Annotated in this window: 9 protein-coding genes; all 9 read right to left on the bottom strand. The window is 69.8% G+C overall.

Annotated features, from left to right (window positions below; all coding sequences use genetic code 11):
• Positions 1–24: 24 nt before the first annotated feature.
• The gene (rodA, locus tag DVH02_RS02255) at positions 25–1,224 is read right to left on the bottom strand and encodes a rod shape-determining protein RodA (protein ID WP_114621955.1); all 1,200 of its coding nucleotides are present in this window, start codon (positions 1,222–1,224) and stop codon (positions 25–27) included.
• 3 nt (positions 1,225–1,227) lie between these two features.
• Positions 1,228–3,402 carry a penicillin-binding protein 2 gene (gene mrdA / locus DVH02_RS02250; protein WP_114621954.1) on the bottom strand — a complete coding sequence of 725 codons (2,175 nt, stop codon included), beginning with the start codon at positions 3,400–3,402 and terminating at the stop codon, positions 1,228–1,230.
• Between the two features lie 85 nt (positions 3,403–3,487).
• Positions 3,488–4,156, bottom strand: a complete 669-nt coding sequence (gene mreD, locus DVH02_RS02245) for a rod shape-determining protein MreD (RefSeq protein WP_114621953.1) — start codon at positions 4,154–4,156, stop codon at positions 3,488–3,490.
• Between the two features lie 11 nt (positions 4,157–4,167).
• Positions 4,168–5,256, bottom strand: coding sequence for a rod shape-determining protein MreC (mreC, locus tag DVH02_RS02240; protein ID WP_114621952.1), 1,089 nt, complete (start codon positions 5,254–5,256; stop codon positions 4,168–4,170).
• 77 nt (positions 5,257–5,333) lie between these two features.
• Positions 5,334–6,353 (bottom strand): rod shape-determining protein, encoded by a 1,020-nt coding sequence (locus tag DVH02_RS02235; RefSeq protein ID WP_114621988.1) that lies wholly within the window; start codon positions 6,351–6,353, stop codon positions 5,334–5,336.
• Positions 6,354–6,601: 248 nt separating this feature from the next.
• Positions 6,602–7,015, bottom strand: coding sequence for a nucleoside-diphosphate kinase (gene ndk, locus DVH02_RS02230; RefSeq protein ID WP_114621951.1), 414 nt, complete (start codon positions 7,013–7,015; stop codon positions 6,602–6,604).
• Positions 7,016–7,102: 87 nt separating this feature from the next.
• Positions 7,103–7,462, bottom strand: a complete 360-nt coding sequence (locus DVH02_RS02225; protein ID WP_114621950.1) for a DUF4233 domain-containing protein — start codon at positions 7,460–7,462, stop codon at positions 7,103–7,105.
• Positions 7,463–7,467: 5 nt separating this feature from the next.
• A complete protein-coding gene (gene folC / locus DVH02_RS02220; protein WP_114621949.1) occupies positions 7,468–8,982 on the bottom strand; it encodes a bifunctional tetrahydrofolate synthase/dihydrofolate synthase in 1,515 nt (504 codons plus the stop codon).
• 118 nt (positions 8,983–9,100) lie between these two features.
• Positions 9,101–11,749 (bottom strand): valine--tRNA ligase, encoded by a 2,649-nt coding sequence (locus tag DVH02_RS02215; RefSeq protein WP_114621948.1) that lies wholly within the window; start codon positions 11,747–11,749, stop codon positions 9,101–9,103.
• Positions 11,750–11,788: the final 39 nt, after the last annotated feature.

Genomic DNA, 11,788 nt, shown 5'->3' with positions numbered 1-11,788 from the left:
CACCGATGCGGCTTTCCACCGGATTCATGCCGTTATGGGGCGTTGCACCCGGATCGACTGGAGGAGCCCGATCGCTATCCAGACGGCGAACATCGAGGTCCCGCCGTACGACACGAACGGCAGCGGCAGCCCGGCCACCGGCATGATGCCGAGCGTCATCCCGATGTTCTCGAACGACTGGAACGCGAACCAGGCGATGATCCCGGCGGCCACGATCGTCCCGTACAGCTCGGTCGTCTCGCGGGCGATCCGGCAGGCGCGCCACAGGACCACGCCGAGCAGCACCAGGATCAGCCCCGCGCCCAGGAAGCCCAGCTCCTCGCCCGCGACGGTGAAGACGAAGTCGGTCTGCTGCTCGGGGACGAACTGTCCGGTGGTCTGCGAGCCGTGGAAGAGGCCGGTGCCGGTCAGTCCGCCGGAGCCGATCGCGATCCGCGCCTGGTTGGTGTTGTAGCCGACGCCCGCCGGGTCGAGGCTCGGGTTGGCGAAGGCGGCGAACCGGTTGATCTGGTACTCGTCGAGCACCCCGAGCGCCGCGACGGCGATCGCCCCGACGACGCCCGCGCCGATCAGGCCGATGATCCACCGGTTGGAGGCGCCGGAGGCGAGCAGCACACCGAGCACGATGACCGCCATCACCATCACCGAGCCGAGGTCCGGCATCAGCATGACGATCCCCATCGGGATGACCGCGAGGCCCAGCGACTTGGCGACCGTGCCGTGGTCGGGATGGAGCTGGTCCCCCGCGTCCACCCGGGCGGCCAGCATCATCGCCATCACCAGGATGATGGTGATCTTCGTGAACTCGGAGGGCTGGACGGTGAAGCCGCCGCCGACCACGATCCACGAGTGCGCGCCGTTGATGGTCGCCCCCAGCGGGGTGAGGACCAGCAGGACGAGCAGCACGGAGAATCCGTACAGCACCGGCACCGCGCCGCGCAGGGTGCGGTGGCCCAGCCAGACCGTGGCGACCATCAGCGCCATGCCGATGCCGGTGTTGAGCAGGTGGCGGAAGAGGAAGTAGTACGGGTCGCCCTGGTTGAGCGAGGTGCGGTTGCGGGTCGCCGACCACACCAGCAGCGAGCCGAGGACGGACAGGGCGAGCGACGAGAACAGGAGTGGCCAGTCGAGCCTGCGCACCATCGAGTCGCGTGCCGAGAGACGTGCCCACGCGCTGCGCTCCGGGCCGTAGCCGGAGACCGAGAAGCCGCTTGTGCCGGCCATCGCTCAGTCCCTCCGGCCGGTGCCGGCGGGCGGACCCGCGAGCACCGGTTGGTCGGCGGGCTGTTCCTTCTCCGGCTCGAACGGCTTGATCTGCGGGGCGTCGATCGATCCGTCGGGCTGGATCTTCGGCAGCGCCTTGGCGGGCGTGGGCATGAGCGCCTTCTTCATGTCCTGGTTGCCCTCCTTGTCCAGTCCGTACATCGCCTCGTAGATCTTGCGGACGGCGGGCCCCGAGGCACCGGATCCGGTGCCACCCTGGGAGATCGTCATGACGATCGTGTAGTCCTTGGTGTACGAGGCGAACCATGAGGTCGTCTGCTTGCCGTAGACCTCGGCCGTACCCGTCTTGGCGTGCATCGGGATCTTGTCCTGCGGCCAGCCGCCGAACCGCCAGGCGGCCGAGCCGGTGGTCGCCACTCCCGCGAGGGCCTTGTCCATGTCGTCGCGCGTCGCGCGGTCGAAGGGCAGCTTGCCGTGGGACTTGGGGGCGATCTCCTCGACGCGCTTGCCGTCGGCGCTGACGACGGCCTTGCCGACCGTGGGGTTGAAGAGGGTGCCTCCGTTGGAGATCGCGGAGTAGATCGTGGCCATCTGGATCGGGGTGACGAGGGTGTCGCCCTGGCCGATGGAGTAGTTGACGGAGTCACCGGCGCGCATCAGGTTGCCTTCGAGGCAGCCCTCGTAGGCGAGCTGTTCGACGTAGGTGCCGCCCTTCTTGCCCTGCTTGCACCAGCCGCCCTTGTTGGCCTCCCAGAACTTCTGCTTCCAGTCGCGGTCCGGGACGCGTCCGGCCACCTCGTTGGGGAGGTCGATGCCGGTCTCCTTGCCGAGGCCGAACTGGTGGGCGGTCTTGTAGAACCAGTTGTTGGCCGACTTCTTGGGCTTGGTGCCGCCGTCCTTCTGCCACTCCTTGTGCGCCAGCCCGTAGAAGACGGTGTCGCAGGAGACTTCGAGGGCCTTGCCGAGGGTGATGGAGCCGTACCCCTTGGACTCGAAGTTCTTGAAGACCTGGCTGCCCACGCTGTACGAGCTGGGGCAGGGGTAGTTGCCGTTGAAGGGGTATCCGGCGTTGACGGCGGCGGTGGAGGAGATGACCTTGAAGATCGAGCCGGGGGCGGCCTGGCCCTGGATGGCCCGGTTGAGCAGCGGGAAGTTGGACTTCTTGCCGGTGAGCTTGGCGTAGTCCTTGGCGGAGATCCCGCCGACCCAGGCGTTGGGGTCGTAGCTGGGCTGGGAGGCCATCGAGACGACCCGGCCGGTCTTCGCCTCCATGACGACGACGGCGCCGGAGTCGGCCTTGTAGTTGACGCCGGTGTTGCGGTCCAGCTCCTTGCGGGCCGCCTTCATCGCCTCGTTCAGCTCGTACTCGGCGACGGCCTGTACCCGGGCGTCTATCGAGGTGACGACGTTGGCCCCGGGCTCGGCCTTGTCGCTCTGGGCCTCGCCGATGACCCGGCCGAGGTTGTCGACCTCGTAGCGGGTGACCCCGGCCTTGCCGCGCAGCTGCTTGTCGTAGGTGCGCTCCAGTCCCGAGCGGCCGACCTGGTCGGAGCGCAGGTAGGGCGAGTCGGTGTCCTGCGCCTTGGCGATCTCGTCGTCGGTGACGGGCGAGAGATAGCCGAGGACCTGCGCGGTGTTGGCCAGTCCTGGCGCCGGGTAGCGGCGTACGGCGGTGGGCTCGGCGGTGATGCCGGGGAAGTCCTCGGCGCGCTCGCGGATCTGGAGGGCCTGCTGGGTGGTGGCCTCGTCGGTGACGGGGATCGGCTGGTAGGGCGAGCCGTTCCAGCAGGGCTTGGGGGTCTTCGAGTCGCAGAGCCGGACCTTGTTGATGACCTCGTCGGGCTTCATCCCGAGGACGTCGGCGAGCCGGGTCAGCACGGCCTTGCCGTCGTCCCTCATCTTCATGAGGTCGGTACGGCTGGCGGAGACCACGAGGCGGGTCTCGTTGTCGGCGAGCGGGATCCCCCGGTTGTCGAGGATGGAGCCGCGCACGGCGGGCTGGACGACCTGCTGTACGTGGTTGTTCTTGGCCTCGTCGGTGTACTCCTGGCCGTTGCGCACCTGGAGGTACCACAGGCGCCCGCCGAGGGTGAGGAGCAGGGAGAAGACGAGGACCTGGATGGCGATGAGCCGGATCTGGACGCGGGGGGTCCTGCCGGTCTCGGGGATATTGCTCATGGCTGCGAAGGGCCCCTCGTGGGAAGGGTGGTGACGGGCGAGGGGGCGGGGGTGGGCAGCGGCGGCGCGCTCACGGGCGGTGTGCTCACAGGCGCTTGACCCCCTTGATACGGCCTGCGCGCGCGGCGCGGCCGCGGGCCGCCTTGAGGCGCAGACCGCCGCGCTGGCCGCCGATGCGCAGACCGGTGCCGCTGGTGATCCAGCCCGCCGCGACATCGCTGCCGGCACCGCCGCCCGACTCGGCGAGCGGATCGTTGTCGGCGCGTCTGGCCAGCCACATCACCAGCGGGACGGTGAACGGCGCGAGCAGGAGATCGTAGACGACGGCGGTGAACAGCAGTCCGGCCAGGCCGACATGGCGGGCGGCGGTGTCCCCGACGAGAGCGCCCACGCCCGCGTAGAGCAGGGTCGAGCCGAGGGCCGCCGCGACGACCGCTGCCATCGGGACGAACGCCGAGCGCAGCTGGCCCTTCTCGGGGCGTACCAGACCGGCCAGATAGCCGATCACGCAGAGCACCAGGGCGTAGCGGCCGGCGGCGTGGTCGGCGGGCGGCGCCAGATCGGCCAGCAGGCCCGCGCCGAAGCCGATGAGCGCGCCGCTGACATGCCCGTACACGAAGGCCAGGGCGAGCACGACCAGGAGCACCAGGTCGGGTACGGCGCCGGGGAGCTGGAGCCGGGCGAGGACGGACACCTGGACCACCAGGGCGACCACGACCAGCGTGACCGAGAGCAGAATCCGGTTGAAGCGCATGGGGATCAGCTCTATTCCTGCTCGTCTGCCGGGCCGTCGCCGTCCGCCCGGCCATCGCCGCCGGGTGTCTGCGCGTCGGGTCTGCCGTCGGGCCGGCCGTCGGCGACGGCGGGTGCGGAGGTGTCGCCGGTGACGGCTCCGACGGCCTCGGGGTCGGCCTCGCCGTTGGGGTTCAGCTCGGCGTTGCCGTTCGGGGACGGGGTGACCGTGACGGTGACGGTGGGGGTGGGAACGGGCTTGGACTTGGGGGGCAGCACCGTGTCGCGCGGGTCCTGCCGGGGCGCTTCCACGACGACACCGACGATGTCGAGCTTGGTGAAGCCGACGAAGGGCCGTACCGAGAGGGTACGGGTCAGATCGCCGCCGGACGGGTCCACGCGGACGACCTCGCCGACCGGGACGCCGGGCACGAAGGGCTTGTCCTTGCTGGAGCCGAATGTGACCAGCCGGTCGCCCTTCTTGATCTTGGCCTTGCCGTTGAGGAGCTGTACGGAGAGCGGCCGGTCGCCCTGTCCGGTGGCGAAGCCCAGCTCGTCGTTGCCCTCCATCCGCGTACCGACGGTGAAGCCCGGGTCGTTGGCGAGCAGGATGGTCGCGGTGTTCGGGCCGACGGTGGTGACGCGGCCGACGAGCCCCTCGCCGTTGATGACGGTCATGTCGCGCTTGACGCCGTCGGCGCGGCCCATGTCGATGGTGACGGTCCAGGAGAAGCCCTGGGCCGCTCCTATGGCGATGACCTGGGCGCCCTTGATGCCGTACTGGCCGGCGCCGGCCGCCTTGAGCATCTTGTCCAGCTCGCGCACCCGGCTGCGGTTGCGGTCGTCGCTGCCGAGCCGCTGCTTGAGCGCGGTGTTCTCCCGCTGGAGCGCGGCGATCCGGTCGTGGCGCGCGCCGGAGTCCCGTACGGCTCCTATGGCGTTGCCGACCGGGTTGACCGCTGACGCCACCCCGTTCTCCACCGGTCCGAAGACCGTCGCGGCGGCCTGCCGCGCGCCGTCGACCGGGGAGTCCTCACCCCCGCGGATGTCCACGGTGATCAGGGCGAACGCGATGGCGATCAGCAGCACCAGGAGCAGACGGCTCTCTCGTGTGTCCCTCACGTGCGGCGGCCGTGCCTTCCTCGTAGGAATGATTCTGCCTGTGTACCAACGATCCGCCGCACTCGAAGTCGCCTGGGCTAACGGCGGGGCTGCGCGTCCAGCACCTGCTGGAGCGCCTCGAACTCCTCGACGCACTTGCCGGATCCGAGCGCGACGGAGTCCAGCGGATCCTCGGCGATGTGGATGGGCATCCCGGTCTCGCGGCGCAGCCGCTCGTCCAGGCCGCGCAGCAGGGCGCCGCCGCCGGTGAGCACGATCCCGCGGTCCATCACATCGCCGGACAGCTCGGGCGGGCACTTGTCGAGCGTGGTCTTCACCGCGTCGACGATCGCGTTGACCGGCTCCTCGATGGCCTTGCGGACCTCGGCGGCGGAGATGACGACGGTCTTCGGCAGGCCGGAGACCAGGTCGCGGCCGCGGATCTCGGTGTGCTCGTCCTTGTCCAGGTCGTAGGCCGACCCGATGGTGATCTTGATGCTTTCGGCGGTCCGCTCGCCGAGGAGGAGCGAGTACTCCTTCTTGACGTGCTGGATGATCGCGTTGTCCAGCTCGTCGCCGGCCACCCGGATGGACTGCGCGGTGACGATCCCGCCGAGCGAGATCACCGCGACCTCGGTGGTGCCGCCGCCGATGTCGACGACCATGTTGCCGGTCGCCTCGTGGACGGGGAGGCCGGAGCCGATGGCGGCGGCCATGGGCTCCTCGATGATGTGCACCTGGCGCGCGCCGGCCTGGGTGGACGCCTCGATGACGGCGCGGCGCTCGACTCCGGTGATGCCGGAGGGCACGCAGACGACGACACGGGGGCGGGCGAGGTAGCGGCGCTTGTGGATCTTCAGGATGAAGTAGCGCAGCATGCGCTCGGTGATTTCGAAGTCGGCGATCACGCCGTCCTTCAGCGGCCGGACGGCGACGATATTGCCGGGCGTCCGGCCGATCATCTTCTTCGCCTCGGAGCCGACCGCGAGAATGCCGCCCGTGTTGGTGTTGATGGCGACCACGGACGGCTCGTTGAGCACGATGCCCCGGCCCCTGACGTACACCAGCGTGTTGGCGGTCCCGAGGTCGACAGCCATGTCACGGCCGATGAACGACATGTTGTTCCCCATGAGGATGCGTCTGGCCTTCCCAAGCGTTGATGGCTTTTCAGGATGGCGAGGTGGGTGCTTTGGCGTGGAGGTTTCCATCGTAGTGCCGCCGGAAGGGCGGCGGCGCGCTGGCCCACCTCAATAAGGGTGACGAAGTGTCGGTGCGATGCGTTCCCGGAAGTGGCCTAGATATGCCCAAAGGCGACCGAATTCCTTCGGTCGCCCCAGGTCGTCAGCGCCGTTTGGCTGACAGTAGGTCAGGAAAGTCCCGGGAAGAAGATTTTAAGTTCCCGAATGGCGGACTCCTCGGAGTCCGAGGCGTGAATCAGGTTCTCCCGGACGATGGTGCCGAAATCCCCCCGGATGGACCCGGGGGCCGCGGCGATCGGGTCAGTCGGACCGGACAGCGCGCGTACCCCCTCGATGACCCGCTCGCCGTCGACGACCAGGGCGACCACGGGGCCCGAGGCCATGAAGGCGACGAGCGGCTCGTAGAAGGGCTTGCCCTTGTGCTCGCCGTAGTGCTGCTCCAGCGTGTCCTGGTCGAGCGTGCGCATCTCCAGCGCGCTGACGGTCCAGCCCGCCTTGCGCTCGATGCGGCCGATGATCTCGCCCACGAGTCCGCGGCGGACGGCGTCCGGCTTGAGAAGGACGAGAGTGCGCTGGGTCATGTGTGCGGCTCCTTGCAGCCAAAAGAGTGCGGTGGGCTGAGATTACCGGGCCCCCGGCACCGGTCCCGACCCGCCCCGGACCCAGGACTACGCGGCTCCCGCGCCGGTCTCCGCCCCCGCCTGCGCCGCCCAGCGGGCCTTCGCCTCGTCGATCCTGCGGCCGTAGTGGACCGAGGCCCACCAGAGCACCGAGAAGATCAGGCCGAGCACGAACATCGCGGGGACCACGAAGCCGCTGGCGATCAGCAGGATCTGGAAGGCCCAGCCCAGCCGCACCCCGCCGGGCCGGGTGACCATCCCGCACAGCACCACGGAGAGCAGCATGCCGACGCCGCAGACCGTCCAGACCGTGCCCATCGACAGGTCGTCCGACTTCATGGCGACCAGACCGGCGAAGCCGATCACGAAGAACTCACCGATCAGGGTGGACGCGCAGAGCGTTCGCATGGGATTCAGCCCCTCTTCAGCAGCAGCCGGGCCTCGCCGACCGTAATGACCGAGCCCGTCACCAGCACTCCGGCGCCGGCGAACTCGGACTCCTCCTCGGCCAGCGTGATCGCCGCCTCCAGCGCGTCGTCGAGCCGCGCCTCCACCTGGACGCGGTCCTCGCCGAAGACCTCGACGGCGACGGCCGCCAGCTCGTCCACGTCCATCGCGCGGTGGCTGGAGTTCTGCGTGACCACCAGCTCCGTACAGATCGGCTCCAGCGCTTCGAGCACCCCGCGCACGTCCTTCTTGCCCAGGGAGCCGAGCACGCCGATCAGCCGGCTGAAACCGAAGGACTCGGTGACGGCGTCGGCCGCCGCCCGCGCGCCCGCCGGGTTGTGCGCGGCGTCCAGCACCACCGTCGGGGAGCGCCTGACCACTTCGAGCCGGCCCGGCGAGGTGACCGCGGCGAACGCCTTGCGGACGGTCTCCATGTCCAGCGGGCGGGCCTGCTCGGCGCCGATACCGAAGAACGCCTCCACGGCGGCGAGCGCCACCGCCGCGTTGTGCGCCTGGTGCGCGCCGTACAGCGGCAGGAAGACCTGCTCGTACTCGCCGCCGAGACCGCGCAGGGTCAGCAGCTGGCCGCCGACCGCGATCTCGCGCGCGACCACACCGAACTCCATGCCCGAGCGGGCGACCGTCGCATCCACGTCGACGGCCTTCTTGAGCAGGACCTGCGCGGCGTCCACCGGCTGCTGCGCCAGGATCACCGTCGAGCCCCGCTTGATGATCCCGGACTTCTCCCCGGCGATCTCGCCGGGGGTGGAGCCGAGCCGGTCCGTGTGGTCCAGGTCGATCGGGGTGACGACGGCGACCGAGGCGTCGATGACGTTCGTCGCGTCCCAGCTGCCGCCCATGCCGACCTCGACCACCGCGACATCCACCGGGGCGTCGGCGAACGCCGCGTACGCCATGCCGGTGAGCACCTCGAAGTAGGAGAGCCGGTGCTCCTGCGCCGCGTCGACCATCTCGACGTACGGCTTGATGTCCGCGTACGTCTCGATGAACCGCTCGGCGGAGACCGGGGCGCCGTCCAGGCTGATCCGCTCGGTGAGCGACTGGACGTGCGGGCTGGTGTAGCGGCCGGTGCGCAGCTCGAACGCGCTGAGCAGCGCCTCGATCATGCGGGCGGTGGACGTCTTGCCGTTCGTCCCCGTGATGTGGATCGACGGGTAGGCGTGCTGGGGCTCCCCCAGCACGTCCATCAGCGCGGCGATCCGCACCAGCGAAGGGTCGAGCTTCGTCTCGCCCCAGCGCTCCGCGAGCTGCCGCTCCACGGCGCGCAGCGCCTTGTCCACCTCCGGGTCCTCCGGGCGGCCCGGCACGTCGTCACCTGCGGGCGGACCCGCCTGGGCGCGCAGGGTGCGGCTGCCGGCCTCGATCACCGCGAGGTCGGGGTCTCGGTCGGTCGCGGCGGCGACGATCTCGTCGAAATCGTCGGGCTCGCCGGGCTGGTCGGAAGGACGCTGCTCACTCACGCCCCCAGTCTACGGAGGACCACCGACAGCGGTCCCGGCGCGCCCCGTCCCGTAACGAACCGGGCACGCGCACGGCCCCCGGCCGGTGGGCCGGGGGCCGTGCGCGGTCCGGGAGGCGTCAGCCCTGGGGCAGCGCCGCCAGCTGTGCGGCGAGCCGCTCGATGTCGGCCTCGGCCTTGGCGAGCCGGCCGCGGATCTTGTCGACGACGTTGTCCGGGGCCTTGGCGAGGAACGCCTCGTTGCCGAGCTTCGCGGTGGCCTGGGCCTTCTCCTTCTCGGCGGCGGCCAGGTCCTTGGTGAGCCGCTTGCGCTCCGCCTCGACGTCGATCGTGCCGGAGAGGTCCAGCTCCACCGTGGCGCCCGCGACGGGCAGGGTCGCCGTCGCGTGGAAGCCGTCCTCGGCGGGCTGGAGCCGCAGCACCTGGCGGATGGCCGCCTCGTGCGCGGCGAGCGCGGTGCCCGACAGGTCGAGCCGGGCCGGGACCTTCTGCCCCGGCTGGAGGCCCTGGTCGGAGCGGAAGCGGCGGACCTCGGTGACGACCTGCTGGAGGTTCCCGATCTCACGCTCGGCCGCCGCGTCCCGGAAGCCGCCCGGGGCGTCAGCCCCAGGAACCAGCACAGTGGCGGGCCAGTCGGCGATGACGACCGACTCGCGGCCGGTGAGCGTGGTCCAGAGCGTCTCGGTGACGAACGGGATGACCGGGTGCAGCAGCCGCAGCGTGACGTCGAGGACCTCGCCCAGGACCCGCCCGGAGACCCGCGCGGGCTCGCCGCCCGCGAAGAAGGAGGTCTTGGACAGCTCCACGTACCAGTCGAAGACCTCGTCCCACGCGAAGTGGAACAGGGTGTCGGACAGCTTCGCGAACTGGTAGTCCTCGTAGTACGCGTCGACCTCCGCGACCACGGAGTTCAGCCGGGACAGGATCCACCGGTCGCTCGCGGACATCTCGGCCGCGTCGGGCAGGTCGCCCTCGACGGTCGCGCCGTTCATCATCGCGAAGCGCGTCGCGTTCCAGATCTTGTTGGCGAAGTTGCGGGAGCCCTGGACCCAGTCCTCGCCGATCGGCACGTCGACCCCGGGGTTGGCGCCGCGGGCCAGCGTGAAGCGGACCGCGTCCGAGCCGTAGGTGTCCATCCAGTCCAGCGGATTGACCGCGTTCCCGAAGGACTTCGACATCTTCTTGCCGAACTGGTCGCGGACCATGCCGTGCAGCACGATCGTATGGAACGGCGGGGTGCCGTCCATCGCGTACAGGCCGAACATCATCATCCGGGCGACCCAGAAGAAGAGGATGTCGTAGCCGGTGACGAGGACCGAGTTCGGGTAGAACTTCTCGACGCTCTCGGTCTGTTCGGGCCAGCCGAGCGTGGAGAACGGCCACAGTCCGGAGGAAAACCAGGTGTCCAGGACGTCCGTGTCCTGCGTCCAGCCCTCGCCGGTGGGCGCCTCGTCGTCGGGGCCGACGCAGACGACCTCGCCGTCCGGCCCGTACCAGACGGGGATGCGGTGGCCCCACCACAGCTGGCGCGAGATGCACCAGTCGCGGAGGTTGTCGACCCAGCCGAAGTAGCGGGGCTCCATCTCCGCCGGGTGGATCTTCACCTGTCCGTCGCGGACGACGTCACCGGCGGCCTTGGCGAGCGGGGCGACCTTGACCCACCACTGGAGCGAGAGCCGGGGCTCGATGGTCGTCTTGCAGCGCGAACAGTGCCCGACGGAGTGGGTGTACGGGCGCTTCTCGGCGACGATGCGGCCCTCGGCGCGCAGCGCGGCGACGATGGCGGCGCGCGCCTCCATCCGGTCGAGCCCCTCGAAGGGGCCGGGGACGGTGATCACGGCGCGCTCGTCCATGACCGTGATGTTCGGCAGGTCGTGGCGGCGGCCGATCTCGAAGTCGTTCGGGTCGTGCGCGGGGGTCACCTTGACCGCGCCGGTGCCGAACGCGGGGTCGACGTGCTCGTCCGCGACGACCGGGATCGTACGGTCGGTGAGCGGCAGCTTGATCCGCTTGCCGATGAGGTGCGCGTACCGCTCGTCGTCGGGGTGGACGGCGACGGCGGTGTCACCGAGCATCGTCTCGGCACGGGTGGTCGCGACGACGACGGAGTCCTCGCCGTCGCCGTACTTGAGGGAGACCAGCTCGCCGTCGTCGTCCTGGTACTCGACCTCGATGTCGGAGATCGCCGTCAGACAGCGCGGGCACCAGTTGATGATGCGCTCGGCGCGGTAGATCAGCTCGTCGTCGTAGAGCTTCTTGAAGATGGTCTGGACGGCCTCGGACAGCCCCTCGTCCATCGTGAAGCGCTCGCGCGACCAGTCGACGCCGTCCCCGAGCCGCCGCATCTGGCCGGAGATCTGGCCGCCGGACTCGCCCTTCCACTGCCAGACGCGCTCGACGAACGCGTCGCGCCCCAGGTCGTGGCGGGACTTGCCCTCCTTGGCCAGCTCCCGTTCGACGACGTTCTGGGTGGCGATGCCGGCGTGGTCCATGCCGGGCTGCCACAGCGTCTCGTAGCCCTGCATGCGCTTGCGGCGGGTGAGGGCGTCGATCAGGGTGTGCTCGAAGGCGTGCCCGAGGTGCAGGCTGCCGGTGACGTTGGGCGGCGGGATGACGACGGTGTACGGCTCTTTGTCGCTCTTGGCGTCCGCCGCGAAGTAACCGCGCTCTACCCAGCGCTCGTACAGCTTCCCCTCCACCTCGGCCGGAACGTACTGGGTCGGCAGTTCGGGGTTGCTGGCTGGCTGCTGCTGAGTGTTCTCGGTCACGGGGCTCAGTTTAGAGGTGTCACAGCTGTGTATTGAAAC

It is taken from the genome of Streptomyces corynorhini, assembly GCF_003346515.1.
Taxonomy (GTDB): Bacteria; Actinomycetota; Actinomycetes; order Streptomycetales; family Streptomycetaceae; genus Streptomyces; species Streptomyces corynorhini.
The sequence above is the reverse complement of the archived record's forward strand: the minus strand, read 5'-3'. Positions and strand labels throughout refer to the sequence as shown.